We start from the raw sequence: 26,291 nt of genomic DNA on the forward strand, positions 1-26,291 counted from the left end.
TGGCACGTCCGCGAAGACAGGAGCGCTCAGGAATGAACCTGCATCAGTTCGCCGAGACCCATGAGGTCACCAACCAGCCGCCTTCACTGGACGGCATCAATTTGTACCGCATCGACCTGCCCCTGCAAGAGTGGTCGCAGCGTTACGATGCCGGTTGGGCGCAGTCGAGGATCGACACCTACGGCGCGCTGGCCGGGGGGCCGTTGATGGCGGCCGGGTTCCTTGCCAATCAGAACAAGCCGGTGTTCGTCAGTCATGACCGCTACGGGCATCGCATCGATCTGGTGGAGTTTCATCCGGCTTATCACGAACTGATGCGCACGGCGGTCGAGCATGGATTGCCGTCTCTGCCCTGGACTGATCCGCAACCAGGGGCCCACGTCGCACGTGCGGCCATGAGCTACCTGCACAGTCAGGCTGAAGCTGGCAGTGGTTGTCCGTTGACCATGACGTTTGCCAGTGTGCCAGCGCTGAAAATCCAGCCTGATCTGGCTGAGATCTGGTTGCCAAAAATCCTTGCCACCGAATATGACCCACGCAATGTAGGCATCAGCCACAAGGCGGGTGTGACTATCGGCATGGCGATGACCGAGAAACAGGGTGGCACCGACGTGCGCGCCAACACCACGCGGGCTTATCCGGTCGGTGTGACTGGGCCGGGCCAGGCGTATGAGTTGGTTGGGCATAAGTGGTTCTGTTCGGCGCCGATGTGCGATGCGTTTCTGACATTGGCACAGACCGATAAAGGACTGACCTGCTTCTTGCTGCCGCGCCATCGTCCTGACGACAGTCGTAACCAGTTCTACGTCCAGCGCCTGAAGAACAAACTGGGCAACTGGTCCAACGCCTCCAGCGAGGTCGAGTTCCGAGGCGCGCTCGCCTGGATGGTCGGTGAAGAAGGGCGCGGCGTGCCGACCATTATCGAGATGGTGGCCATGACCCGTTTCGATTGCATGGTCGGCTCTAGCGCCCTGATGCGTCAGGCCCTGACTCAGGCGGCACATCACTGCGCGCATCGCAGCGTCGGCGGGCGTGTGCTCAGCGAGCAGCCGTTGATGCAAAACGTCCTGGCCGATCTGGCGCTGGAAAGCGAAGCGGCGCTGGCGTTGACGATGCGTATGGGGCGCGCGCTGGACCATCTGCAAGACTCGCAAGAAGGACGCTTCGCCCGATTGGTCACGGCCGTGGGCAAATACTGGATCTGCAAGCGCGCCCCGGCAATGATCAACGAAGCAGCCGAATGCATGGGCGGTGCCGGTTATGTCGAAGAGAGCATTTTGCCGCGCCTGTACCGTGAGGCGCCGGTCAACTCGACGTGGGAAGGCTCTGGCAATGTGCAATGCCTGGACGTCCTGCGTGCGCTGTCCAAAGAACCCGGTGTGCTGGATGCGTTGTTTGACGAGCTGGGCGATGGCCACGGCGACAAACGGTTGGCTGCGCACATCGAGCACCTTAAAGCGGCGTTCAAGGACACCGCTGACATCCAGTACCGCGCACGACAACTGACTGAAGACATCGCCATAGGGCTGCAAGCCAAGCTCTTGCTGGAAGCCGGCAATGCCAGCGTCAGCGACGGGTTCATCGCCAGTCGACTGGCAGCCTCGGGCCGGGTGTATGGCACGTTGCCGCGAGGGATTGATGTCGAGGCGCTGGTGGCAAGGTCGTCGCCGCAGGTGGGGTGATCCAGCGTAGCCGCTACAGGGTTTTGCGTGTTGTCCATCAAAGCCCTTAGTGCCTTAGTCCGACGATGCAGGCAAGATACAAGTCTGCAAGATCAGACAGGATGCGTACCGTGACCGAAGCTTTTATTGTCGTTGAAACCGCCGAGCAAGCCGTGGACCGGCTTGCTGTACTGCATGAGCGCGCAACCAGGGCGCTGAGTCAGGCGCTCAAGCGCTATCTCAAAGATCGGGTCGAGCCGGATGCGGCTGAGCGTGAACTGTTCCACTACCCGGAATTGCGCCTGACGTATCTGTGCCAGGGCGAAGTGCCACTGACGACTCGGGCCTACGCCAAGGTCCAGTTGCCGGGCACCTACAGTGTCACCGTGACCCATCCGTCGGCGTTTCGTAACTATTTGCTCGAGCAATTGGTGCCGTTGATGAACGACTTCACCATCACGGTGGAAGTGGGCGTCAGCGAGCAGAACATTCCTTATCCGTACGTGGTCGAGCAGGGCGATGAACTGGCCGGCTCCGGCGTCACTGCTGCAGCGCTGGCGCGGGTATTCCCGAGCACTGACTTGTCCGCTGCGACCGATGGTATTGCCGACGGTCTGTACGATTGGGCCAACACCGACCCGTTGCCCCTGGCGCTGTTCGATGCCGCGCGGGTGGACTTTTCCCTGCGCCGACTGGTGCATTACACCGGCAGCGACTGGCGTCATGTGCAGCCGTGGATTCTGCTGACCAACTACCACCGCTATGTCGACCAGTTCATCGTCCATGGCCTGGAAAAACTGCGCGACGACCCGCGCTTCGTGCGCATGGTCTTGCCAGGCAACGTGGTTGTCGACAAAGGCATGGATCACGGCGAGGCGCAGGCCATCGTCGCGGGCGTGGTCTGGCACCGCTACCAGATGCCGGCCTATCACTTGATAGCGACCGACGGTCATGGCGTAACCCTGGTCAACATCGGCGTCGGCCCGTCCAACGCGAAAAACATCACTGACCACTTGGCCGTACTGCGCCCGCATTGCTGGTTGATGATCGGTCACTGCGGCGGCTTGCGCCAATCGCAAACCATCGGCGACTACGTGCTGGCTCATGCGTATATGCGCCGCGACGGTATTCTCGACCGGGTCGTGCCGCCGAATATCCCGATTCCGGCACTGGCTGAAGTGCAGGTCGCGTTGCAGGAAGCGGCAGCACAAGTCACTGGCGAGCGCGGCGATGAACTGAAGAAGCGTTTGCGGACCGGCACCGTGCTGACCTACGACGACCGCAATTGGGAATTGCGCTGGGCGCAGGAACGTCCGCTGATCAACCTCTCACGGGCGGTTGCGGTCGACATGGAAAGCGGCACGATTGCCGCCCAGGGTTATCGCTTGCGGGTGCCCTACGGCACGCTGCTGTGTGTGTCGGACAAGCCGCTGCACAGTGAAATCAAACTGCCGGGTGCAGCCAACGCTTTCTACGAGCGTGCGGTCAGTCAGCATTTGAAAATCGGTATCGCCGCCCTGGACCTGCTGCGCACCGAACTCAACTCGCTGCACTCACGCAAACTGCGCAGCTTCGATGAGCCGCCGTTCCGTTAATTGATCGGTTAGGTTAGTCATTTACAGAAAGGGCCACTAAAGTGGCCCTTTCTGTTTTCGAATATTGAATCGTCATGTCCCGCACCCAACGCCCAGTGTCCCGCCGTCCTGCCGCCAACAACTCAGGGAGTACCCGGCGCGTGGCCAAAGCCCCGCCCGCCGAACCCAAACTGATCCTGTTCAACAAACCGTTTGATGTGCTGACGCAATTCAGCGACGGAGAAGGGCGGGCGACACTCAAGGACTTCATTGCGATCCCGGGCGTGTACCCGGCTGGGCGACTGGACCGTGACAGCGAAGGCTTGTTGCTGCTGACCAACGACGGTCAGCTACAGGCGCGTATTGCCGATCCCAAACACAAGCTGCCGAAGACCTACTGGGTCCAGGTCGAAGGCGAGCCAACGGCTGAGCAGTTGCAGCGTTTGCGTGAGGGTGTCGAACTGAACGATGGCCCGACCTTGCCTGCACAAGCGCGGCAGTTGGACGAGCCTGAGCTTTGGCCGCGCAATCCGCCGGTGCGCTTTCGCCAGAGCATACCGACCAGTTGGCTGGAGTTGGTGATCAAGGAAGGTCGCAACCGTCAGGTTCGGCGCATGACTGCGGCAGTCGGCTTGCCAACCCTGCGGCTGGTGCGCGTGCGCATCGGCGACTGGACTATAGAAGGGCTGGATCAAGGGCAGTGGCGGGAAGTGCCGGCGTCGCTCTGAGGCGTGGTTTGTTGCTGATCGACTGTCCGGTCAGGCTTCAATAAACGCGATCACAACGCTTTTGACCACAAAGGCGAAGATACCCAGTCCGAGTGCGAAGAACAGAATAAAGGTGCCGAACTTGCCAGCCTTGGACTTCTTCGCCAGATCCCAGACGATGAAACCCATGAAGCCGACGAGGATGGTGACCAGGATCGTCATCATCCACTCTTCAAATAGCGCAGGATCGATATCCATCATTAATCTCCAACCGGATGGCAATGGGGCGACGATTATACGGGAAAGTCCGGGGCGCTGCGTGAGGCTTAACCGCGCAGGTGCGTCAACGGTAGTTCCGTACTGGCCAGCACCTGATTGAGTACAAAGCTCGAGCGCACGCTGGTGACGCCGTCGATACGGGTCAGATGGCCCAGCAGCAGTTTCTGATAATGATCCATGTCTGGCACTACGACTTTCAGCTGATAGTCAGCGTCCATCCCGGTCACCAGACTGCATTCGAGTACCTGAGGCAGGGTGCGAATCTGCTGCTCGAAATGCTCGAAACGCTCAGGCGTGTGTCGATCCATGCCGATCAGCACATAGGCGGTCAGGTTCAGGCCCAGCTTTTTGCGGTCTAGCAGCGCAACCTGGCGGGAAATATAGCCGTCGTCTTCCAGCTGTTTGACCCGTCGTGAGCACGGTGATGGCGACAAGCCGATGCGTTCGGCCAGTTCTTGGTTGGAGATGCGCGCGTCACGTTGCAGCTCAGCCAATATGTTCAGGTCATATCTGTCGAGTTTGCTCACTAAATGCCCCTTTATAATATCTATTGCGCTGAATTATCTATCTGAAGTTAAAAATTGCGCAAGTCATGTTTTATTGAGCAATATTCGCAATCCTCTGCTGCTGCCTCAAGCCTATTCTTAACACCAGAATCACTGCCCGGACATAGCGTCCAGCGCGGCTCTCCGAATCAGGTCAGCCGCGGCCGCCAACCCCACAGGGTTGGGCAGGCCCCCGGGCTACACACTGTCCAGAAGACGGCGTGAGGTGAGCCAGCGCCAAAAGCGTTGAGCACGGACGAAATTCCCGGAGGGGGCCATCACTGGCTCCCTTTTTTTATGTGCGCGACCTTTAGCTAAAAGCGTCCGCCACATGTCGAATGGGCTGTTAAAGTGCTGCTTCTGGCGCATCCAAAAAGCAGTTTTATCAATGGGCATTTGCACCATAGTGAGGAAAGCATGAAATCGCGCATCTGGCGTTTGGCAGGTGTAAGTTTGCTGTGTTTGAGTGTCAACGCTCAGGTGCTGGCGGACGAACGAAATGATTCAGGGCCGAACCAAAACGATAACGGCCGTAACGGCGAGAATCATGAGCGTCCGGGCAATTCGGGCCAGGGCCGCCCAGAATTCGGGCAAGAGCAGCGCCAGCAGCAAGACCAACAACGTCAGCAGCAGGTACAGCAGCAACAGCGCCAGCAGCAAGACCAGCAACGTCAGCAGCAGGTACAGCAGCAACAGCGCCAGCAGCAAGACCAACAACGTCAGCAGCAAGTACAGCAACAACAGCGCCAGCAGCAAGACCAACAGCGTCAGCAGCAGGTACAGCAACAACAGCGCCAGCAGCAAGACCAACAGCGGCAGCAGCAAGTACAGCAACAACAGCGCCAGCAGCAAGACCAACAGCGTCAGCAGGATCAACAACGTGAGCAGCAACAGCGCCTGCCCATCCAGAGTCGCCCCGACGAGGTGCGGCAAACCCAGCAACCGCGTCAGGGTTATTACCAGGACAATCCTCGTCAGGGCAATTCAAACCAGAATCAACACTGGCAGAGCGGCAACTCGCCGCGCCCTGGCGGTGGCGACGGGCGACCTGGTAATGACCATTGGCAAGGCCGGCCCGATGGGCATGGCAACGGTTGGGGCTCAGGCCCGCAGTACCGTCCCGGGTATGAGATAGACCGTATGCCAAGCAGCCATTCGCGTATTGGCTGGCGTGGACAGGATTACTTTTATTCCGGTGGTTACTGGTATCGCCCACAAGGCCCGCGCTACGTGATAGTGACGCCGCCCTACGGGATTCATGTGCGCAGCTTGCCGTCGTTTTCGCAAGAGGTCTGGCTGGGCAGCACGTTGTTCTTCCTGGCTGCGGGTACCTATTACGTGTATCAGGCGGAGACTCAGGACTATGTTGTCGCCACTCCGCCGCAGGGTATCGAGCCCATCTATGCCCCAGGTCCGCCACCGCAGCAGGTGCAAACCAATGGCTATGATCCCGTGGCTTACCCCGCCAACGGTCAGGGTCCCGAGCAGCAACAGCAGGATATGTACGAGTGCCATATGTGGGGCGTGAACCAAAGCGGCTTTGACCCGGCAGCCGCAGCCTATGCGCCTCCGGCCTCGGTTGCGGACATCTACCGCCGTTCGATGGCTGCTTGCCTTGCAGGGCGCGGTTACAGCGTCAACTAACGCTGGGTTCGAGCACTTCTCGCGGGTCGGCGTGCACCAGCACTTCGGCCTTCGGGAACGCTTCCTGGATGGCATCGGCTGCTTGGTCACACAGAGCGTGGGCGACGGACAGGGTCAAATGCCCTGGCAGTTCCAGGTGCAACTGAACGAACCAATGATTGCCCGATATCCGGGTGCGTATGTCATGGGCGCCCAGTACGCCGGGCACGCTGCACGCCATGTCCAGCATGCTCTGGCTGACATCCGGCGGTAGTTCTTGATCCATGAGCACCGACACGGTTTCGCGAGCGATCTGGACCGCGCTCCACAAAATGTACACGGCGATTGTCAGACCAAAATACGCGTCCAGTTGTTGCCAGCCGAACAGGGCAAGGATCAGCGCCAGCAGGATACTGGCGTTCAGCAGCAGGTCGGAACGGTAATGCAGGGAGTCGGCGCGGATGGCGGTCGAGCCGGTTTCGCGGATGACCTTGTACTGCAGCATTAGCAGTGCCACCGTCAGCACTATCGACAACACCATCACCGCAATCCCCAACCCCGGCGCCCCCAACGGCTCCGGGTGGAGAATCCGTTCGACCGCTTGATAGGCGATCAGCATCGCACTCGTGGCGATGAACAGCGCCTGGGCAATGCCTGACAGTGCTTCCGCCTTGCCGTGGCCGTACCGGTGATCGTCATCGGCCGGACGCAACGCATAATGCACCGCCAGCAGATTGAGGAACGACGCCACGCCATCGAGCGCCGAGTCGGTCAACCCGGCCAGCAGGCTGATCGAGCCACTCAGCCACCAGGCAATGCCTTTGGTGACGATCAGGATGCTCGCGACAGCCAATGAAGCACGGGTCGCCAGACGCAACAGGCGCGCGTGTTCGGGGAGGGTGGTCATGGTGCTTTCCTAAATCAGGCGGACGGTTGCAGGCCGTACATCGCCAACTGTTGCGCGCTGCCACGGTGCTGGATCAGGCGTGGGTCATTGAGCGGCAGGCTGCGGCCCAGCTCTTTTTCGAGGATTGCTTGCAGTTTGCTGTTATCGACGCTGCCGTCAGCCTTGATCGCCGGTTGCAGCTTTTCAGGGCTGACCTGGGCGGTGCTGCCGCCGGGCAAATAGATAGCACCGGTGGCAAAGTCGACGCCAAAGGCGATCAAACCGGGAATGATGTAGAACAACAGGCCGATGGCATCAAGACCGATCACCAGGGGGTCGACCTTGCCGTCGATTTGTCCACGGCGGTCGGGGAAGAAAATGCTGCCGCAGGCGGTCATTTGGGTCAGTAAGGCAGCGACCAGAACGCCGCCGATAATGCGGGAAGGAATGCGCATAAAGATCTCCTGAATGATGGGGGTAACTATACAAGGCAAATGCTTCATGGCTAAGACTATTGCAGTCGCCCTTCGTGCGATGACGCCGGCCCCGTATAATCGGCAGCCTGTTCTGGAGCTGCCATGATTTCTCTGCCAATCGATGCTGTCCTGCCTGCCTTGCGCGATGCCCTGGCGGCGCGCCACGAAGCGGTGCTCGAAGCACCGCCCGGTGCCGGTAAAACCACGCGTGTGCCCCTGGCGCTGTTGCAAGAGCCGTGGCTCGCCGGGCAGACCATCCTGATGCTTGAGCCGCGGCGGTTGGCAGCGCGAGCGGCGGCAGAGCGGTTGGCCTGGGAGTTGGGCGAAAAAGTCGGTGAAACCGTCGGCTATCGGATCCGCCTGGAAAGCAAAGTTGGTCCCACGACCCGAATCGAAGTGGTCACGGAAGGTATTCTCACCCGTCGCTTGCAGGACGATCCGGCGCTGGAAGGCGTCGGCCTGCTGATCTTCGATGAGTTCCACGAGCGCAGCCTGGATGCCGACCTCGCACTGGCCTTGAGTCTGAATGGACGGGGGCTGTTCCGGGACGAGCAACCGCTAAAGATTCTGTTGATGTCGGCGACGCTGGAAGGTGAACGGCTGTCCAGTCTGCTGGGCGATGCGCCTGTTGTCCGCAGTGACGGGCGCATGTTTCCGGTGGCGATGCGCTGGGGGCGAACCTTTCAGGTCGGTGAATTTATCGAGCCTAGGGTGGTGCAAACCGTACTCGATGCGCTGGGTGATGAGTCGGGCAGCGTGCTGGTGTTCCTGCCGGGGCAGGCCGAGATTCGTAGGGTCAATCAACAATTGGCCGAGGTTCTTGGCGAGCGCCACGATATTTTGCTGTGTCCGTTGCACGGCGAGCTGGACTTGAATGCCCAGCGCGCGGCTATCGAGCCCGCGCCGAGCGGCACACGCAAAGTGGTGCTGGCGACCAATATCGCCGAGACCAGTCTGACCATTGATGGGGTGCGGGTGGTGATCGATGCGGGATTGGCGCGCGTGCCGCGTTTCGATCCCGGCAGCGGCATGACGCGTCTCGACACTCAGCGCATCTCCCGCGCCAGTGCCACCCAGCGCGCTGGGCGGGCGGGGCGACTGGAGCCGGGCGTGTGTTATCGGCTGTGGTCCGAAGCCCAGCACGATCAATTGGCCGCCTATGGCACGGCAGAAATTCTTCAGGCGGATCTGGCAGGGCTTGCCTTGCAACTGGCGCGCTGGGGCGTTACGCCGGCGCAATTGGTGTGGCTCGACCAGCCACCGGCGGCGGCCTATGCGCAAGCTCAGGACCTGCTCGGCCGGTTGGGCGCGCTGACCCGGAAATCGGGTGAAGACTGGAAACTCACCGGGCACGGCCAGGCCATGGCTGAGCTGCCCGCGCATCCACGCATCGCGCATTTACTGTTGCGCGGTCAGGCGTTGGGTCTGGGCGAACTGGCCTGTGACGTCGCGGCCTTGCTCGGCGAGCGTGACATCTTGCGTGGCGGCGGTGCGGACCTGCACTCCCGCCTGACCTTGCTGGCCGGCACCGAGCGTGCGGCGCGTGGCGCTCAAGGCGGGGTGCAGCGGGCAAAACAACTGGCGCGGCAGTACCGAAGTCTTTTGCAGCGGCAGCAGCGCGGAGCGGCGAACACCCCGGTCAGCGATCCGGATCACCCACGCTGGTTGGGCGCCTTGCTGGCGCTGGCCTATCCGGATCGCGTGGCCCAACAGCGGCGTGCCGGTGGCGCTGAATATCGCCTGGCCAACGGCCGCGCCGCGTTGTTCGCGGAAGCCGATGCCTTGATGAAACAACCCTGGCTGGTGGTCGCCGACCTCGGTAGTCGCCAGGGCCAGCGCGAAGAACGTATTTATCTGGCGGCGGAATTTGATCCGGCACTGTTCGACTCAGTACTCGCAGAACAAGTGATTGCCCTCGATCATCTGGAGTGGGACGAGCGAGAAGGAGTGTTCCGTGCCGAGCGTCAGCGCAAGGTGGGCGAACTGATCCTCAGTCGCGAGCCACTGACCGGCCTCGACGAATCCGCCCGCAGCCAGGCGTTATTGGCACTGATTCGGCGTAAAGGGCTGGAACTGTTGCCGTGGACCCCCGAGCTGCGCCAATGGCAGGCGCGGGTGGCGTTGCTGCGTCAGCTGGATCTGGACAAACAGGCCGATAGCGAATGGCCGGATGTGCGTGATGCGGCGTTGCTCGCGAGCCTGGAGAACTGGTTGCAGCCTTACCTGGGCAAGGTGTCGCGCCTCAGTCATTTCGCCAACCTGGACCTATCGTCGATCCTGCACAACGTGCTGCCGTGGCCGTTACCGCAACGCCTGGATGAGCTGGCGCCGCATCACCTGAGCGTGCCGTCCGGTTCTTCAGTGCGTCTGGATTACAGCGAACATCCACCGATTCTGGCGGTGCGTTTGCAAGAGCTGTTCGGCTTGGCTGAAACCCCGCGCATTGCGGGCGGCCGACAAATTATCAAACTGCACCTGCTGTCACCTGCCCGCCGCCCGGTGCAGGTGACTCAGGACCTGGCCAGCTTCTGGCGCAGCACCTATCTAGAGGTAAAAAAAGACCTCAAGGGGCGTTACCCGAAACACTACTGGCCCGAAGACCCTCTGGTGGCTGAAGCTACAGCGCGGATCAAGCCGCGTAAGCCCTAGGGGCTCTCCGAACACGTCCTCAAATGTGCTGGAAAAGTGACCACATTATGTTGTGCGTTTTTTCGACACGGGGCTTCATTTTTGCACTGCTCCATAAACCGTTTAGCCGTACACTTCTTCGGCGCTGCGGGCCTTGGCGGCGAAGAACACCAGTACGACCAATACACCGGCCAGTACTAACGATGAACCAACGGTGCCAAAATCCAGACCACCTTTTTCATGAGACTTGGTCAGGAAGTCACCGAGTGTCGCGCCGAACGGTCGGGTCAGGACAAACGCCAACCAGAAGAGCAGCACGGTGGAAATCCGCGTGTAGAACTTGGCCAACACCACTGCGGCAATTGCCGTCCCGATCAGCAGTGCGCCGCCGGCAAAGCCCAGGCCGGAGTCATCCGCCAGGTAATCGCCTAACGCTGTCCCCAGCGTGTTGGAAATCAGAATGGCCGCCCAATAGAACAGCTCGCCTTTAGTGGTGTGGATGTTGTTCACCGACAGGCTTTTTTCGCTCAATCGCCAGACGGCAAAAATCGCGATCAACAGGCTGATCAGAATCAGCGAGCCGGACGCATAGCCCAGGCCCAGGGTGCGATCCATAAAGTCCGACATGGTGGTGCCTGCGGTACTGGTGGAGAGAATAACGATCCAGTACAACACCGGCTTATAGCTCTTCGAAAACAGCTGCAAGCCAAGTGTAATCAGGAAGGCGCTTATCAGAATCAGCGAGCTGATCGCATACCCCACATTCAGTGTCATCGACAGTAAATCGCCAGCGGTCTCGCCGAGGGTGGTGGCACAGATTTTCATCACCCAGAACGCCAGGGTTATTTCCGGCAACTTGTTCAGATGGAGAGGGGTGCTCATAGGGGGGATGTGCTCCTGAAATCGGATTAGAACTATGAAGTACAGCGTTTTAAAAAGCCGCCGTTCGCCCCGGATCAACCTATATCCACTGCGGACGCCAGGTCTATGTTAGGGGGCAACGAACAAGCGGTAGCGCGAAGTACAGGCGGGCGCAATGTACGCTGTGGAAGGTCAACGTTCCGTCAAAGCCAAACCAGAGTTAATTCATTAAGTGAGTCTCTCTGATGTAAGAAGTACGCCTGAGTGTCTGTGTTTGTTGATGAAGCCCCCGTGAGTAGTTAGCTCAGGTGAAGAGGGCTTTAATAGAGTTTCTTGGGTAAATGGATTGTAGATTTTGACACGTTGATGATCATTCGCGTAACGCGCGCCATCGCGGAAACTGCTCCGCTTTGAATATGATTCAGGTAACGGAATGATGTTCCGTGGTGACATGAAACTGATCTTATGGTTCAGCGCTGCCATTCTGTCTTGCCGCGCATAACCGGGATGACGCTCGTCCATTTGAACGTGCAATCCGGGCCGGTTGGACTACGCCTGGGGCCCGATACGTCTATCGCCGTTACCACGTCGAGTCCTGCCGCCATATGGCGAGCAAGTCCTCGATTCACCTCAGGTTCTATACGGCGGCCCACTGAATCCCATGACACTTCAAGCGCATGGCGACCCCGTTGAATGAATGGGCGGTTCATTGTTAGTTGGAACGTTCAACATCGTGGTTGACCGCTTTCTGTGCAATCACTACGGCCTGGTCATGTTTGGCCTGCTGGTAGTGCGTCATTGAGACCTCACGAGCGGCGTCCATCCGTGCTACTACGCGGTCTCCACCACCTTCAGCCAACGCCGCTACGGAGGCACTCATCAGGCTGACGATCAAAAGAGCTTTAAGGGTTTTCATTGGGGAATCTCCACGGTTAAGGTAATGCCAGTTCGAAGGTGACTGGCATAAGCTTCAGGCTTGCGCTCATTCTAAAGCGGGCAACCTTTCAGGCTGTTCCCCGGTGCATAAACTTTTCGACAGGATTGTTTTATAGGTTCGATGTCCATGCAGATAGGGGATCACCGTGAGCATCAAGTTCAGGGTTGCCTGAAACTGGCTTATCAATACGAAATTGAAAAAGGTTATTAGGCTATTGCCCACGGGAACAAAAAACGTGTGCTGTCGAGCGAGCAGATCGAGTGATTGGGTGTTTCCGTCAGCGCCATGGCAGAAGCCGATGGCGCAATATGGGTCCGGGCATGCCACTGACCGTGGTCAGCAGCCAGAATACCGACGCTGGCGATACCGCGCTCTCAAACTGACAGCGCTTTACCCACCAAGTCGATCTGGCACCCCGGCTGCGCGTCCTGCACCTGTAATGTCATGTCATGCAGGCGGGCAACCGCAGACACCATGCTTAAGCCGAGTCCATTGCCCGCCATGTGGCGGCTGGACTCGGAACGGTATAGTCGACGGAACACGGCTTCGCGCTCAGCCTGCGGAATGCCAGGCCCATTGTCTTTGACGCGGATTCCGCTATGGGTCGCGTCAGCAACCACGATGACCTGAACGCGGCCGCCATCGGGTGAGAACTTGATGGCGTTGTCGAGCAGGTTACAGGCGGCATCGAACAGCAACTGAGGATCCCCTGACAGATTTGCCGGTTTTTTGCTGGGAACCAGTTCCAGAGTCATGCCTCGCTCTTCGGCCAGCGGCTCGAACAGTTCCGTGGCATCTGCCGCGATCCGGTTCAGGTCGACCATGGCGAAGTTGCTGCGTCGGGCACTGCTTTCAATTTCGGAGATGCGCAGCAGCGCTCGAAATGTCTGCAAAAGACCCATGGCCTCTTCAATGGCCGAGTCAATGGCTGTCGCATATTCATCCTTGCTCAGGCTGCGTCGCTGGGCGCGTTCCAGTCCGGCGATCAGGCGGGTGAGTGGAGTGCGCAGATCGTGGGCGATGTCGTCACAGACACCTTTGACTTCACTCATCAGACGTTCGAGTTCATCGAGCATACCGTTGACGACGCTGGCTATACGGTCAATGTCATCCCGGTTACCGCGAGTCGGCAAACGCTTGCTGAGATCACCCTCTATGATCCGTTCTATCGAACGACTAAGGGCGTCCAGCCGGCGTCTGGCGGAATAGCCAAGAGTGATCGCTCCGAGCAGGCCGACCACCAACAGCAGCGCGCCCCCAGAGATCAACGCATTAATCAATAGCTCGTCGAATTCATGAATATCGTAGATGTCTTGAGCCACCAGCAGTTTTTGCCCGTTTTCCAGTTGGTGAACCATGAAGCGAATGGGACGACTGTGTTCGTTCTGTTTATGCCATACGACCTGATAGGGTCTGTCGTAACGCTTGAAATCGGGTAACGTCTGGATCGCACCCGCTATCAGCTGATCATCGGCGCTGAATAAGGCGTGTGGGGTACGACTCTCTGTGTCCTGTTCGGTATGCTGACGGATTTCCTGTTGTCGCAATGCAGGCGCTTGTCGGCTGCGGATGTCGATCTGGTGGTACAGCGATGCGTCAACTTCTGACTTCAAATAGCCGGTCGTCTGCCAATATATGTAGCCAAACAGGGCAAGGAACGAACAGCCGAACAGCGCCAGAAACATCAGCGCGGTACGAAAGCTGATGGTGCGCGGTATTTCACGCAGGTGAGCGGAGAACATAGCCGGCTCCGCGAATGGTATGGATCATCTGTTCTTCGCCTTCGGCATCGATCTTGCGGCGCAAGCGCCCGATATGTACTTCAATCACGTTGGTGCGCTCGTCGTAGCTGTAATTCCAGACGGCTTCGAACATCATCGTGCGGGTCACCACTTGGCCTGCATGCTGAACCAGGTATTCAAGCAGGGCATACTCCCGGGGTAGGAGGTCTATCTGCCTATCACCTCGGCGCACGGTGCGACGTAACAGATCAAGATCAAGATTGGCGACCCGTAGACGACTTTCCCGCTCTTGGTCCGGTTGCGCGATACGCCGTCGGCTCAGGGCGTCCAGACGTGCGGTCAACTCGATGAACTCGAATGGCTTGGTCAGGTAATCATCACCGCCAGCACGCAAGCCGCGAACCCGTTCGTCGAGTGCGCTCAGCGCACTGAGAATCAGCACCGGCGTCGCGACACCTGATGCGCGCAAGGCGGTGAGCATGCCTAGTCCATCCAGGGCACCGGGAAGCATACGATCCAAGACGATAATGTCGAACGTGTCGCCAATGGCTTTTAACAGGCCGTCGCGACCGTTGTTGGAGCAGGTCACGTCAAAGCCATGATCCTGCAAGGCTGCTTCGATTTCGCGGGCAGTGGTGGGGTCGTCCTCGACGACTAGAACATGGGTCATGAGCGTTGCACAGGCCTCGGTTGGGCGGACAGATGGGGCGTGGCGCTGGCCCTCGACCCTTTCAGTGGCATAGTGTGCCAAACCGAAGTAAACGCACAGGTCGCGTGAACATGAAAGAAAGTTTAGGTTCGCTATCGGAGGGCTGCGTGTGCGCATCCTGGTAATTGAAGACGATGCTCGCGCGTCGGCTTATCTGTTACGCGGCTTGAGTGAAAGCGGCCATATCGTCGATGTCGCCGAAGAAGGCCGACAAGGCTTGGCGATGGCGCTCGAGGAGTTGTATGACGTGCTTGTCGTCGATCGCAAGTTGCCGGGAATGGATGGCTTGGCGCTTGTGCGTGAATTACGCCGCCGGCAGTTGCACACGCCGATACTGATGCTAAGCGCGCTGGCCTCGACCGCTCAACGGGTCGAAGGTCTGCAGGCCGGATGCGATGACTATCTTGCCAAGCCCTATGCCTTTATTGAAGTGCTGGCCCGAGTGGACGCCTTGCTGCGGACACGGGGTCAGGTTCCTGGCCCTTCGCGAACACTCCGGGCGGGGGAACTCCATCTTGATTGTGCTACACGCCAGGCAACTCGCCAGGGGCGTACCATCGCATTAGCCTATCGGGAAACCTTGATATTGGAAAAGCTGATGCGCCACAGCGGTGAGATCGTGACCCGCAGCATGCTTCTGGAGAGCGCCTGGGATTACGAGTTTGACCCTAACGACAATGTGATCGATAAGCATATTTATCGCTTGCGCTGCAAACTCGACGAAGGTTTTGCCAGTTCGTTGATACAGACCGTGCCAAGTGCAGGGTATCGTCTTGAGGTAGACGTTAAATCTCCTCGTGATGACAGCATCGAAACGGGGGCAGAAAAGATGGGTAATAGTTAGAGTTGCACAATGCCGTCAAAGGGCATTGCGTCAATCTCCTCTCGTGTCTATAAAGTGGCACTTAACTCCCCCAAAAAGATGTCGTAATGAATACAGGACTGACTGAGCAAGAAATGCGAAACGCTTTGGGGCTTGATATCAAAGCCGAAGCTGCACCAGAGGAACCAGAGCAAAGACAGGTCTCACCGCCCGCAGCAGTACCGAAGCCTAAAAAAAGAGCTTCCACCGGGCTTCGCGTTACCCTTCGGGTGACACGGGAGTTCGAAGGCGAAGAGAGCCTGTTCATTCACGATGCCAATACGTTGAGTCGTTTTGATGCCGAGCAGCTAGCCAGAAAAGCGGCGGCCAAAGAAAAGTATAGATTTTTCGAGTTGGTCTCCATTGGCGCTATAGGGCAACTCTGAGGATGGCTCTGCTCTGCTCTGCTCTGCTCAGATCTGGATCGGCAAGGCAGGCGCCTGTCCTTGGCTACGAACATTTCCTGGTGCCCGGTTAACAGGAAGCTATTCGAACTCTTTGCTGGGCACGACCGCGCGGGCTACCCGCGAAGTGGGCGATGCGGTCTTAAGGCAGCATCGGCAGCAGGAACCGCGCTATCACCGGGAAGTGATCAGAGATCAACAGGGTGTCGTCCCCGCGCACCTGAGCGTCTATGCGCTTGAGTCGCGGGCTGTAGAAAAAGTAATCCACGGTCCGGTCCGGGCCACTGATGCGCGGGTCGTTGGGGAAGTGGGTCAACCACTTGCCGCGATCAACACCGCCGACTTCAGTGTTGCTCGGGATCATCGGGTACTTGTCCCACAGGCTGTGCAATGCACTGTCTGGCATGTATTCACTGCGCAGTTCCGGGGCCAGCCGTTGGTATTGTCCGAGGGGCAACAGATTGAAATCGCCCCCGATCAACCAAGGCGTGCCGCGACTCTCGAATGTATCCAGCAGTTTGCCGGTCGCCTCTATCTGGCGCTGCAGCGTGTCGTCGTTCGGAGTGAAGGTGTCCAGGTGCGTATTGATCACTGCCAGTTGTCCGCCATCGCGCAGTGGCAGGTAACTCACGAGCAGGGCGCGTTTGGGCTGGAACTGGCGCTGAATCGGATGGGTCGAGGGTTGCGGTAGCTGGATGCGTTCAGCGTGTTCGATTTCGTAGCGACTCAGGGTGGCCAGTTTCATCCCGACGCTGCCAAAGATATGCGGGCTCGGAATGAAGTCGGCCTTCCAGTAAAACGCCTCCGAACTGCAGGGGAACAGGTCACTGAGCCGCTCTTGCAGCAACGTCAGCTGGTTGTCGTAGTGAGTGCTTTTGGCGCCGTCGTTCACCTCTTGCAGGAGGATAATGTCCGGCTGTTCATCGCGGATCACTCGAACCACTTCATCGAGGTTGTAGGCAGTGTCTTCCTGCGTAGGGCGATCATCCGGGCCGCTGCCATCGGCCATGTTGTACCAGAACACATAACGCTTGCCGGCCAGGTATTGGATATTCCAAGTCATGACTTTCAGTGCTTGGCCGGGCACCAATACCGGTGCCGGGTTTTTACAACTGGCCTGCAGCAGCTCGCGTGCTGCGGGATGCCAGGTCAGGTTGTAGATCAGCAGGCACATCAAGCCAATCGCCAACAGGCCAATCAAGATGTAGCGCAATAAACGGGTCATCGGCTCAACTTAGAACGCAGAACGTTCAATGACTGAATCGCGTTGCAAGATGAGCCTGAGCATAGCTGAGGTGTTGCCAAAGGGGCAGAGGCTTGGCAGGTCAAACCTTTTCCGGGGCGTCGTCGATCAGCATGAACAAGCGGAACATCACGACGCTGGTAAATAACTGCAAAAAGCTGCTGGTGCTGTCGATGATCAAGGAAACCGGCATGCTCAGCGGTTCTGGCAGGATGAACAGGCTGACCCCTTCAAGTACCGACAAGGGCACGTAGACGCACAGCACGCAGGCCAGGATCCGCAGAAAATGACCTTGGGTCATCTTGATGCTCTCGCGCATGGCCGCCAGTGGCGTCATCCCGCGCAAGACCAGCAGGTACTCGGAGAACACCAGTTTGACCATCACCCAGATGCCGGGAATGACGAACATCGACAAGCCAAACATGATCAGCAGCGTGCTCAAGGCCGACAGTACGGCAAAGGTCGGCCACAGCCGCAACGCCATGGCCATCAAATCGCGTTTACGCGGTTGTTCGCTGCGCGTGCGGGCGTCCAGGAACAGAATCAGCGCGCCGGTATACAGCGGGTAGAACAGCAGGCCAACGAGTAATTCGTAAGCAGGCGAGGCGTCAGCGGCCAGTGCATTGCTGAGCATTTGTTTACTCAATGCCTCGACCACCACCAGCGGCAGGCACAGCATCAGGATGCTGGTCAGGTTGCGCCGAAAAAAATACAGCGAGTCTTGTAGAACGGTCAGCGGATTCATTGATCGGGATCGCAAGGCAAAAAGCGGTGCCACACTTTAGCGTATGGCCGATGGCGGGCCAACCGCGCACTTTACCCAGAGACCTATCCACGGGTGAGGCAACTTTTTGAAGCCTCTATTGAAACGGCGTCGATCAACCCCATTATCTTGATTACGTCTGGTCAATCTGACTGGGCGATGTTTTTTAACGGCAATCTAACGAGGTCGCCATGAACAGCGAAGAACAAACCCTGATCGATGGCCTGTTCTCGAAAGTGAGACAAGCCGAAGCGGATTCAGCCCCCCGGGATGCCCAGGCTGAAGCACGGATCAAGGAGCATCTGAACCAGCAGCCAGCCGCCCCGTACTACATGGCGCAGGCGATCCTGGTGCAAGAAGCGGCGATCAAACAACTCGATGAGCACGGCAAACAGCTCGCCGAGCAGGTCAAGCAACTGCAGGCCCAACTGCAACAAGCGCAAGCTCAGGCGGCGGCTCCGGCGCCAAGCGGCGGCGGTTTCCTGTCGAGCATCTTTGGTGGCTCGCGCGATGCCCAGCCTCAAGCCCAGCCACAATCGTTCTCGCAACCTCGTCCGGCAGCCGCGCAGCCTTCTTCCGGTGGCTGGCGCGAACCAGCACCTTCGGCAAGCCCACCACCATACAACGCTCCACAAGGCAATTACGCTGCCCCGCCTCAAGGCCAGTTTCAACCACAAGCACCTGCCGCGCCTATCGGCAGTGGATTTCTCGGTGGCGCATTGAAGACGGCAGCCGGTGTAGCGGGTGGTGTGATGTTGGCACAAGGCATCAGTAGCCTGTTCCATAACAACCAGCAACCGCAGGAAGTGGTCGAGGTGATCAAGGAAGAGCCAAGCCAGGCCAATGACAACAGCAGCAATAATGACTGGGGTAACGACAATCAGCGCGTGACCGACAACAGTGGCTATGGCAACGACCAGGGTGGCTTCGCCGATACCGACTACGGCAATGATGACGGCGGTTCGTTTTCCGACGATGACGACTCGTTCGTCTGATTGAAGTACGTCTACAGGGGTAACACCCCTTCTCTTCAAATATCCCCCAAGCTGGCATACTGAGCACCGACCCAATTCCCGGGTCGTTGCTGCCAGCTTGCGCACGCCTGCGCCATGAGGATTTCCGGTGAAGAAAATTGCGGTGTTCGCCGATGTACAGAACCTCTATTACACCGTGCGCCAGGCTTATGGTTGTCACTTCAACTACGCCGCCCTGTGGGCCGATATCAGCCAGCGCGGGCAGATTGTCGAGGCGTATGCCTACGCCATTGATCGGGGTGACAGCAAACAGCAGCAGTTCCAGCAGATTCTGCGCAATCTGGGTTTTACCGTGAAACTCAAACCTTACATCCAGCGCAGCGACGGCTCGGCCAAGGGCGATTGGGACGTAGGTATCACCATCGATATCATGGACGCCGCGCCGCATGTCGATGAGGTGGTGTTGGCGTCGGGTGATGGCGACTTCGATCTGCTGCTTGAGCGTATCATCAGCAAACACGGGGTTGAGGCCATCGCCTATGGCGTGCCAGGGTTGACCGCCAACTCACTGATTCGCGCCGCCAGCCGTTATGTGCCGATCGAAGGCGCGCTGCTGTTGAAAAACTGATCGGCTGAAACACTGACTTTTTTGTTTTTGAAATTTTTGACGGGTTGGATCACGTTTGGAACGCATTGCAGTCATCGACTTTGAAACCACCGGCATTTCCCCCAACAACAGCTGTCGGGCCACCGAGATTGCCGTGGTGATCATGGAGCAGGGGCGCATTGTCGAGCGTTACCAAAGTCTGATGAATGCCGGGGTGCGTATCCCCGCGTTTATCGAAGGGCTGACCGGCATCAGCAACAGCATGCTGCGCACGGCACCGTCGGCGACTCAGGTCATGAATGAAGTGGCAGATTTTGTCGGCACCACGCCGCTGGTGGCGCATAACGCCTCATTCGACCAGAAGTTCTGGGACTACGAACTGTCGCGCATTCAACGCAGTCGCGAACAAAGCTTTGCCTGTTCGATGCTGTTGGCGCGCCGCTTGATGCCGGGTGCACCGAACCACAAACTGGGCACCCTGACTACGTGGGCCAAGCTGCCGCACACGGGCAAGGCGCACAGGGCCATGGCCGATGCGGAGATGGCGGCCAACCTCACGGCGCACCTGGCCAATGAACTGCGGCAGACTCATGGCATCGCCGGGGTGTCCCATCAGTTCCTGTGCACCTTGCAGAAAGTCCCCGCAGCTAAAATCAGCGAAGCCCTGAAGCGTCAGCGCGGTTTTTAAGCGCGGCCTTTCAGGCTTTCCCGTTACCGTCCAGATGGCCCAGCGGCATGCGCCGATCAATCGCTGTCGACAGCACGATTGAGGTTTTGCTGAAACCGAACTGTGCCACCCGGTTGATCAGGTCCTCCAATTCCGGCATCGAACCGACAGCCGCCTGCATGATCACGCACGGGTCCCCCGTGACGCGGTGGCATTGGGTCAGCTCGGGAATCCGCACCAGATCATCGTAGGCCTGCTGATTACCATGGCTGGCCAGGCGCAACTCGATCACGCATTGAATCGGCAGGCCGACCTTGGCCATGTCCACTTTCGCCTCATAGCCGGTGATGACGCCGCAGGCCTCCAGCTTGGCCACGCGTTCGGCCACTGCGGGGGCCGACAGGTTGACCAGGCGCGCCAATTGCGCAAAAGAAGCGCGACCGTTTTTCAGCAGCGCATCGAGCAAGACTCGATCGTATTTATCCAGGGTCATCACGCACCTTTGGCCAACTTTCGAAAGTACTGTTTATAAGCCAAACATCCGTTCTTTGAAAAGTATTGGCTGTGAATAAACAGGGTTTACTGCTTATTTTTACGCTGCCACTTTCATAAGATAAGTCATCATAAAAACTGACTTAAGAGCCTGGTATGTCGAACTCACGCCGCTTTCCATTGCTCCTGATTGGCGCTTTCTTTGCTTTGTATGTGATTTGGGGATCGACCTACCTGGTGATTCGCATCGGCATCGAGTCCTGGCCGCCATTGATGATGGCCGGGGTGCGCTTTCTGATTGCCGGGTGCCTGCTCTATGCCTTCATGCGCTTTCGCGGGACCCCTGCACCGACCTGGACGCAATGGAAGGCGGCGGGGATGATCGGCTTTTTGCTGCTCGCCTGTGGCAACGGAGGGATCACGGTGGCCGAACATTTGGGCGTGACGTCCAGTGTCGCGGCCCTGTCTGTGGCGGTTGTGCCCTTGTTCACACTGCTGTTTGGTCTGTTATGGGGGCATCGCAACACCCGTCTGGAATGGGCCGGAATCTTCCTGGGCTTGATCGGTATCGGCCTGCTTAATATGGGGTCCAATCTGCAGTCCAGCCCGTATGGCGCTGCGCTGGTGATTTTCGCGGCAGCCTCTTGGGCGTTCGGTTCGGTCTGGAGTAAAAGCCTGCCGTTGCCAGTCGGTCCCATCGCCAGCGGGGCGGAAATGATCGTCGCCGGTGTGGTGCTGTTGATCGGCAGCGCCTTGAGCGGTGAGCATCTGCACACAATGCCGAGCGCAGCAGGCTGGGGCGCCTTGGCGTACCTGGTGGTGTTCGGCTCGATCGTGGCGTTCAGCGCGTACATGTACCTGCTGAAAAACGTGCGCCCGGCGGCCGCGACCAGCTATGCGTACGTCAACCCAGCCGTGGCGGTGCTGCTGGGTACTTTGTTCGCGGGTGAACACATCGGCGTCGAAGAGTGCATGGCGATGGCAGTCATCATCAGCGCGGTGGTGCTGATCGGTTTGCCACAGTGGCGCAAGCAACCTGCCCTGGACCAACAGCCGGAACAAAAACAGGAACAGGCTGGATCGGTGCGGACAGGGTAAACTGCGCGCCTTGCGCTGAATTTTCCCTACGGTATCCCCATGACATTCGCCACTCTCGGCCTGATCGAACCCTTGTTGCGTGCCGTTACGGCCCTCGGCTACCAGACTCCGACGCCTGTGCAGGCACAGGCGATTCCTCCGGTGCTGGCCGGCCGCGACTTGATGGCCGCCGCCCAGACCGGCACCGGCAAGACCGCAGGCTTTGCCCTGCCGTTGCTGCAACGCCTGACGATGGAAGGCCCAAAAGTGGCGGCCAACTCGGTGCGCGCACTGATATTGGTGCCGACCCGCGAACTGGCGGAACAGGTTCATGAAAACATTGAGCAGTACAACGAAAACCTGCCGCTAAAAACTTACGCGGTGTACGGCGGCGTCAGCATCAATCCGCAGATGATGAAGCTGCGCAGCGGGGTCGATGTACTGGTGGCAACCCCAGGTCGCCTGCTGGATCTCTATCGGCAGAAAGCGCTGAAGTTTAATCAATTGCAAATCCTGGTTCTCGATGAAGCTGACCGTATGCTCGACCTCGGTTTTTCCGAAGAGCTGCGTGATATCTATGCGGCCCTGCCCAAGCGTCGTCAGACCTTGCTGTTCTCCGCGACCTTCTCCGACGCAATCCGCCAACTGGCCGGGCAGATGCTTGATGACCCGCTGACCATTGAAGTCAGCCCGCGCAACGTCGCGGCGAGTTCGGTCAAGCAGTGGGTGATCCCGGTAGACAAAAAGCGCAAGACCGAACTGTTCATCCATCTGCTGAAAAAACAGCACTGGAGTCAGGTGCTGGTATTCGCCAAGACCCGCGTGGGTGTTGATCAACTGGTCGAGCGCTTGCAAGGCTTGGGCATCAACGCCGATGGTATTCATGGTGACAAACCGCAGGCAACCCGTCAGCGTGCGCTTGACCGTTTCAAGGCCCGCGAGGTCCAGATTCTGGTCGCTACCGACGTTGCCGCACGCGGTCTGGACATCGACGATTTACCGACCGTGATCAACTTCGACCTGCCGATTGTGGCCGAGGATTACATCCACCGGATCGGTCGTACCGGGCGTGCGGGTTTGACTGGCGAAGCGATTTCGTTTGTCTGCGCCGACGAAGTGGAGCTGCTGTCTGCCATCGAAACCTTGACCCGCCAGACCCTGGAGCGTCATGAAGAACAGGATTTCGAGCCGGAGCATCGCGTGCCGACCACCGACGCCAGCGGCCAGATTCTGAAAAAACCGAAGAAGCCGAAAAAACCTAAAGTGTCAGGCGGTGGCAAACGTAACCTGGGCAAATGGGTCGACAGCGGCGAAACAGCCGCTGACGTGCCGATGGTCAAGGCGGTGCGCAAAGTCCCTGTGTTCAATACTGGGCCACGCAAGAAAAAGCCTTGATGTAGAGCGCGCTGCCCACCATAGCGGGCAAGCGCGCGGCTACAGGGCGTTGCTGTGAAGCCATTCCAGCATGCCCAACCCCGCCGCACGGCCACTGGCGAAACACGCCGTCAGCAGGTAGCCACCGGTGGGTGCTTCCCAGTCGAGCATTTCTCCGGCGCAGAACACGCCCGGTAGCTGTTTGAACATCAGGTTTTCCGTCAGCGCTTCGAACGGCACGCCGCCTGCGGTGCTGATGGCTTCATCCAGCGGTCGTGCTTTGACCAGTGTCAGCGGCAAAGCCTTCAGCGCCTTGGCCAGTAGCGCCGGATCGGCGAACGACTCAGCTGGCGCTAGTTCGCGCAATAACGCCGCCTTGACCCCATCTATCCCCAACTGACTGTGCAGGTGCTTGGACATTGAGCGCGAGCCGCGTGGTTTGGCCAGCGCTGCCTGGACTTTTCCAATCTCCTTGCCTGGCAGAAGGTCAATGTTTACGGTCGCCGAGCCCTGTTGATTGATCTGCTCACGGATGTGCGCCGACAACGCATAAATCAGGCTGCCCTCGACGCCGGACTCGGTCAGTACACATTCGCCCAAGCGAGGCGTTTGTCCTTGCAGGCCGATGGCGATGTTCTTCAGCGGGGCGCCTGCAAATTTACTGCGCATCAGTTCGCTCCAGCCCGCTACCTCAAACCCGCAGTTGCTCGGTTGCAGGGCTGTGATGCCGATACCCCGTTGTTCCAGCCAGGGCAGCCAGGCGCCATCCGAACCGAGCCGCGCCCAACTGGCGCCGCCCAACGCCAACAGGACCGCGTCGGGTTTTATCGTTTGTTCGCTGTCAGCGTGAGCCATGCGCAACTCACCTTGGGCGTTCCAGCCCAGCCAGCGATGGCGGGTATGCAGGGTGACGCCTGATTCGCGCAGGCGCTTGAGCCAGGCCCGCAATAGCGGCGCCGCTTTCATGTCCGTGGGGAACACCCGGCCCGAACTGCCGACAAAAGTCTCGATGCCCAGTTCGTGAATCCAGTTGCGCAACGAATCGGCGCCAAAGCTGCGCAGTAACGGCGCGATGAAGGGCGCGCGTTCGGCATAACGGGAGAGAAACGCCGGGTAGGGTTCGGAGTGGGTGATGTTCATTCCGCCAACACCTGCCAGCAGGAACTTGCGACCTACCGAGGGCATGGCATCGTACAGGTCGACCTTGATTCCGGCCTGGCTCAAGACCTCGGCCGCGATCAATCCCGCAGGGCCGCCGCCAATGATCGCGACTGAATGAGCAACAGCTGGAGGGACGTGGGTCATGGCGCACTGCGGGTCGGCGAAGTAAGCCGTGCATTCTACCGGAGGACAGACGCTCTGTTCAGGGCTGTGCGCAGGGTCAGCCTGTGGAAAACTCTTGATCAAAAAACATACAGCTGTCGCCAGGCCACGCAGAACAAGGCCTTGAGAGGCTTTCGCTCAGGTTACCCACAGGCAGTTCCACAGCCATTGTGGACAGTTAAGGCGGGACGGCAGCGGTAAAGACTCAGTTCAATCCGGCCGACAGCCATACCTTTTGCGCACTGTGGTGCAGAATCCCGTGCCGTCGCGCCAGCGCCTTGCGGTCCTTGCTGTAGCCTCCGCCGATCACGCCCATCACCGGGATGTCCCGGTGCAGGCAATGGCGCAGCACGGCTTCATCGCGAGCTGCCACCCCGGCGTCGGTAAGTTGCAGATAACCCAGGGCATCGTCCTTGTGCACGTCGACCCCGGCGTCATACAGCACCAGGTCCGGCTGATAGAACGGCAGCAAGTAGTTCAATAAATCGTCGACTACTTTCAGGTAATCGTCATCGCCCATGCCCATGGGCAGCGGGATGTCCCAGTCACTTTCGGCCTTGCGCGCCGGGAAGTTTTTTTCGCAATGCAGGGAAACGGTAATCGCATCGGGCGTGTTGGCGAGGATGCGTGCGGTGCCGTCGCCCTGATGCACGTCACAATCGAAGATCAATATGCGTCCGACTCGACCGCTTTCCAGCAGATAGTGGCTGATCACTGCCAGATCGTTAAAAATGCAGAAGCCGGCGGGGTGGTCATAGTGCGCATGGTGCGTGCCGCCCGCCAGGTGGCACGCCATGCCGTGTTGCAGCGCCTGCTCGGCCGCCAGCAGCGAGCCGCCCACCGCACGCACTGTGCGCTGCGCCAGGGCCTCGCTCCACGGCAGGCCGAGGCGGCGCTGGTCTTCGCGGGACAGGTCACCGCTCATGTAGCGCTGGATGTACGCCGGATCATGGGCCAGGGCCAGAACATCGCTCGGGCAGACGTCCGGGCGCAACAGTTGAGCGTCGGTGGTCAGGCCGCTTTCAATCAGGTGGTCGCGCAGCAAACGGAATTTATCCATCGGAAAGCGATGCTCAGCCGGGAAATCCGGGCTGTAATCATCGTGGTAGATGAGCGGCAGGGGCATTTTACTTCCGGTCAGGGGTCAAAACTGAATGTTGCCAGCATTGTCCATGCCCGCCCAGCACCTTGATTGAGGGTTGCTGAGCGGTGTACTACTTCGGCAAGTCATTTACCGGATGGTGATAGGAGCAACCCGATGGAGCGGATACTCGAACTCAACAGTGCCCGGCTGCTGATGCGGCAGTGGCGAGATGACGATTTGCCGGCGTTCGCGGCGATGTGTGCCGACCCGCAGGTGATGCGTTATTTTCCAACACCCATGAGTCGGCTGGAAAGCGCGGCCCAGATCGGACGAATGCGTGGGCATTTCGCCGAGCTGGGTTTTGGCCTGTGGGCATTGGTACGCCAGGACACAGGGGCATTTATCGGCTTTACCGGATTGGAAGTGGTGAGTTTTGACGCTCACTTCACCCCGGCTGTCGAGATCAGCTGGCGTCTGGCGCGGGAACATTGGGGTTTGGGTTTTGCCAGCGAGGCCGCCTGGACCGCTCTGCGTTGCGGTTTCGAGCGGCTGGATCTGGATCAGATTGTGTCTTTCACTGCGCAGAACAATCTCGCGTCACAGAAAGTCATGCAGGCCATTGGCATGCAGCATGATCTGTCGGATGACTTCGAGCATCCAAAACTGGCTGACGGCGATCTGTTGAAACCTCATGTGTTGTATCGAATCACTCGGCAACAATGGCTGCAAACCCTGAAGGGATGAGTAAGGCTGGCGTCGACAAATTCTGTATCATTTGGCCATTGGCCGTGCA

27 protein-coding genes are annotated in these 26,291 nt (G+C 58.8%); 13 read left to right on the plus strand and 14 right to left on the minus strand.

Annotated features, from left to right (window positions below):
- Positions 1 to 32 precede the first annotated feature (32 nt).
- The 3 genes from ACVBEG_RS00855 (at position 33) to ACVBEG_RS00865 (ending at position 3,963) form a co-directional block, all read left to right on the plus strand.
- Positions 33 to 1,682: an acyl-CoA dehydrogenase family protein gene (locus tag ACVBEG_RS00855; RefSeq protein ID WP_322182135.1), complete on the plus strand. Its 1,650-nt coding sequence runs from the start codon at positions 33 to 35 to the stop codon at positions 1,680 to 1,682.
- 101 nt (positions 1,683 to 1,783) lie between these two features.
- Positions 1,784 to 3,256, plus strand: coding sequence for an AMP nucleosidase (gene amn, locus ACVBEG_RS00860; RefSeq protein ID WP_407074619.1), 1,473 nt, complete (start codon positions 1,784 to 1,786; stop codon positions 3,254 to 3,256).
- A gap of 140 nt (positions 3,257 to 3,396) precedes the next feature.
- Positions 3,397 to 3,963, plus strand: a complete 567-nt coding sequence (locus ACVBEG_RS00865; RefSeq protein ID WP_322182879.1) for an rRNA large subunit pseudouridine synthase E — start codon at positions 3,397 to 3,399, stop codon at positions 3,961 to 3,963.
- A 30-nt stretch (positions 3,964 to 3,993) separates the two neighbouring features.
- On the opposite strand, the gene ACVBEG_RS00870 is transcribed toward ACVBEG_RS00865, so the two are convergent.
- The 3 genes from ACVBEG_RS00870 to ACVBEG_RS00880 form a co-directional block, all read right to left on the minus strand.
- The gene (locus ACVBEG_RS00870) at positions 3,994 to 4,194 is read right to left on the minus strand and encodes a DUF2788 domain-containing protein (RefSeq protein WP_219062813.1); all 201 of its coding nucleotides are present in this window, start codon (positions 4,192 to 4,194) and stop codon (positions 3,994 to 3,996) included.
- Between the two features lie 74 nt (positions 4,195 to 4,268).
- Positions 4,269 to 4,748, minus strand: coding sequence for an Lrp/AsnC family transcriptional regulator (locus ACVBEG_RS00875; protein ID WP_219062658.1), 480 nt, complete (start codon positions 4,746 to 4,748; stop codon positions 4,269 to 4,271).
- A 522-nt stretch (positions 4,749 to 5,270) separates the two neighbouring features.
- A complete protein-coding gene (locus tag ACVBEG_RS00880; protein ID WP_416152010.1) occupies positions 5,271 to 5,699 on the minus strand; it encodes a hypothetical protein in 429 nt (142 codons plus the stop codon).
- Here ACVBEG_RS00880 and ACVBEG_RS00885 point away from each other — a divergent pair.
- Positions 5,691 to 6,410, plus strand: coding sequence for a DUF6515 family protein (locus ACVBEG_RS00885; protein ID WP_322218097.1), 720 nt, complete (start codon positions 5,691 to 5,693; stop codon positions 6,408 to 6,410). The genes ACVBEG_RS00880 and ACVBEG_RS00885 overlap by 9 nt on opposite strands.
- On the opposite strand, the gene ACVBEG_RS00890 is transcribed toward ACVBEG_RS00885, so the two are convergent.
- Together ACVBEG_RS00890 and ACVBEG_RS00895 are read right to left on the minus strand one after the other, a co-directional pair.
- Positions 6,403 to 7,296 (minus strand): cation diffusion facilitator family transporter, encoded by an 894-nt coding sequence (locus ACVBEG_RS00890; protein WP_322218094.1) that lies wholly within the window; start codon positions 7,294 to 7,296, stop codon positions 6,403 to 6,405. The two genes, ACVBEG_RS00885 and ACVBEG_RS00890, sit on opposite strands and share 8 nt — an antisense overlap.
- Positions 7,297 to 7,310: 14 nt before the next feature.
- Positions 7,311 to 7,730 (minus strand): polyribonucleotide nucleotidyltransferase, encoded by a 420-nt coding sequence (locus tag ACVBEG_RS00895; protein ID WP_322218091.1) that lies wholly within the window; start codon positions 7,728 to 7,730, stop codon positions 7,311 to 7,313.
- Positions 7,731 to 7,853: 123 nt separating this feature from the next.
- On the opposite strand from ACVBEG_RS00895, the gene hrpB reads away from it, so the two are divergent.
- Positions 7,854 to 10,400, plus strand: coding sequence for an ATP-dependent helicase HrpB (hrpB, locus tag ACVBEG_RS00900; RefSeq protein WP_322182124.1), 2,547 nt, complete (start codon positions 7,854 to 7,856; stop codon positions 10,398 to 10,400).
- 102 nt (positions 10,401 to 10,502) lie between these two features.
- Here the strand turns inward: hrpB and ACVBEG_RS00905 are convergent, their stop codons facing one another.
- The 4 genes from ACVBEG_RS00905 to ACVBEG_RS00920 all read right to left on the minus strand — a co-directional run bounded on the left by ACVBEG_RS00905 (position 10,503) and on the right by ACVBEG_RS00920 (position 14,589).
- Positions 10,503 to 11,243, minus strand: coding sequence for a COG4705 family protein (locus ACVBEG_RS00905; protein ID WP_322182877.1), 741 nt, complete (start codon positions 11,241 to 11,243; stop codon positions 10,503 to 10,505).
- A 709-nt stretch (positions 11,244 to 11,952) separates the two neighbouring features.
- Positions 11,953 to 12,156 (minus strand): co-regulatory protein PtrA N-terminal domain-containing protein, encoded by a 204-nt coding sequence (locus ACVBEG_RS00910; protein ID WP_322182122.1) that lies wholly within the window; start codon positions 12,154 to 12,156, stop codon positions 11,953 to 11,955.
- Positions 12,157 to 12,551: 395 nt separating this feature from the next.
- Positions 12,552 to 13,919 carry a sensor histidine kinase gene (locus tag ACVBEG_RS00915; protein ID WP_322182120.1) on the minus strand — a complete coding sequence of 456 codons (1,368 nt, stop codon included), beginning with the start codon at positions 13,917 to 13,919 and terminating at the stop codon, positions 12,552 to 12,554.
- Entirely contained in the window at positions 13,897 to 14,589 is a 693-nt protein-coding gene (locus tag ACVBEG_RS00920; RefSeq protein ID WP_322182118.1) for a response regulator transcription factor, read from the minus strand. The genes ACVBEG_RS00915 and ACVBEG_RS00920 overlap by 23 nt, the downstream gene beginning before the upstream one ends.
- 148 nt (positions 14,590 to 14,737) lie before the next feature.
- On the opposite strand from ACVBEG_RS00920, the gene ACVBEG_RS00925 reads away from it, so the two are divergent.
- Both ACVBEG_RS00925 and ACVBEG_RS00930 read left to right on the plus strand, forming a co-directional pair.
- Entirely contained in the window at positions 14,738 to 15,472 is a 735-nt protein-coding gene (locus ACVBEG_RS00925; RefSeq protein ID WP_322218085.1) for a response regulator transcription factor, read from the plus strand.
- A gap of 86 nt (positions 15,473 to 15,558) precedes the next feature.
- Positions 15,559 to 15,876 (plus strand): hypothetical protein, encoded by a 318-nt coding sequence (locus tag ACVBEG_RS00930; RefSeq protein WP_322182114.1) that lies wholly within the window; start codon positions 15,559 to 15,561, stop codon positions 15,874 to 15,876.
- 160 nt (positions 15,877 to 16,036) lie between these two features.
- On the opposite strand, the gene ACVBEG_RS00935 is transcribed toward ACVBEG_RS00930, so the two are convergent.
- Positions 16,037 to 17,119 (minus strand): endonuclease/exonuclease/phosphatase family protein, encoded by a 1,083-nt coding sequence (locus ACVBEG_RS00935; RefSeq protein ID WP_322182112.1) that lies wholly within the window; start codon positions 17,117 to 17,119, stop codon positions 16,037 to 16,039.
- Between the two features lie 100 nt (positions 17,120 to 17,219).
- Positions 17,220 to 17,882, minus strand: coding sequence for a YciC family protein (locus ACVBEG_RS00940; RefSeq protein ID WP_322182110.1), 663 nt, complete (start codon positions 17,880 to 17,882; stop codon positions 17,220 to 17,222).
- A gap of 209 nt (positions 17,883 to 18,091) precedes the next feature.
- Here ACVBEG_RS00940 and ACVBEG_RS00945 point away from each other — a divergent pair, with 209 nt between their 5' ends.
- From ACVBEG_RS00945 to ACVBEG_RS00955, 3 genes are all read left to right on the plus strand, one after another.
- The gene (locus tag ACVBEG_RS00945) at positions 18,092 to 18,895 is read left to right on the plus strand and encodes a DUF2076 domain-containing protein (protein WP_322182108.1); all 804 of its coding nucleotides are present in this window, start codon (positions 18,092 to 18,094) and stop codon (positions 18,893 to 18,895) included.
- Between the two features lie 127 nt (positions 18,896 to 19,022).
- A complete protein-coding gene (locus tag ACVBEG_RS00950; protein ID WP_322182106.1) occupies positions 19,023 to 19,502 on the plus strand; it encodes an NYN domain-containing protein in 480 nt (159 codons plus the stop codon).
- A gap of 55 nt (positions 19,503 to 19,557) precedes the next feature.
- On the plus strand, positions 19,558 to 20,169 hold the full coding sequence (locus ACVBEG_RS00955; protein ID WP_322182104.1) for a 3'-5' exonuclease: 612 nt from the start codon (positions 19,558 to 19,560) through the stop codon (positions 20,167 to 20,169).
- 10 nt (positions 20,170 to 20,179) lie between these two features.
- Here ACVBEG_RS00955 and ACVBEG_RS00960 read toward each other — a convergent pair whose 3' ends face one another.
- Entirely contained in the window at positions 20,180 to 20,635 is a 456-nt protein-coding gene (locus tag ACVBEG_RS00960; RefSeq protein WP_322182876.1) for an Lrp/AsnC family transcriptional regulator, read from the minus strand.
- 161 nt (positions 20,636 to 20,796) lie between these two features.
- On the opposite strand from ACVBEG_RS00960, the gene yedA reads away from it, so the two are divergent.
- Positions 20,797 to 21,738 carry a drug/metabolite exporter YedA gene (gene yedA, locus ACVBEG_RS00965; RefSeq protein ID WP_447107279.1) on the plus strand — a complete coding sequence of 314 codons (942 nt, stop codon included), beginning with the start codon at positions 20,797 to 20,799 and terminating at the stop codon, positions 21,736 to 21,738.
- Between the two features lie 39 nt (positions 21,739 to 21,777).
- Positions 21,778 to 23,112 carry a DEAD/DEAH box helicase gene (locus tag ACVBEG_RS00970; protein ID WP_322182100.1) on the plus strand — a complete coding sequence of 445 codons (1,335 nt, stop codon included), beginning with the start codon at positions 21,778 to 21,780 and terminating at the stop codon, positions 23,110 to 23,112.
- Between the two features lie 39 nt (positions 23,113 to 23,151).
- Here the strand turns inward: ACVBEG_RS00970 and ACVBEG_RS00975 are convergent, their stop codons facing one another.
- Together ACVBEG_RS00975 and ACVBEG_RS00980 are read right to left on the minus strand one after the other, a co-directional pair.
- A complete protein-coding gene (locus tag ACVBEG_RS00975) occupies positions 23,152 to 24,396 on the minus strand; it encodes a TIGR03862 family flavoprotein (protein WP_447107280.1) in 1,245 nt (414 codons plus the stop codon).
- 223 nt (positions 24,397 to 24,619) lie between these two features.
- Entirely contained in the window at positions 24,620 to 25,540 is a 921-nt protein-coding gene (locus ACVBEG_RS00980; protein WP_322182098.1) for a histone deacetylase family protein, read from the minus strand.
- 132 nt (positions 25,541 to 25,672) lie between these two features.
- Here ACVBEG_RS00980 and ACVBEG_RS00985 point away from each other — a divergent pair, with 132 nt between their 5' ends.
- On the plus strand, positions 25,673 to 26,242 hold the full coding sequence (locus tag ACVBEG_RS00985; protein WP_322182096.1) for a GNAT family N-acetyltransferase: 570 nt from the start codon (positions 25,673 to 25,675) through the stop codon (positions 26,240 to 26,242).
- Positions 26,243 to 26,291: the final 49 nt, after the last annotated feature.

This window comes from Pseudomonas sp. GG8 (genome assembly GCF_052976945.1).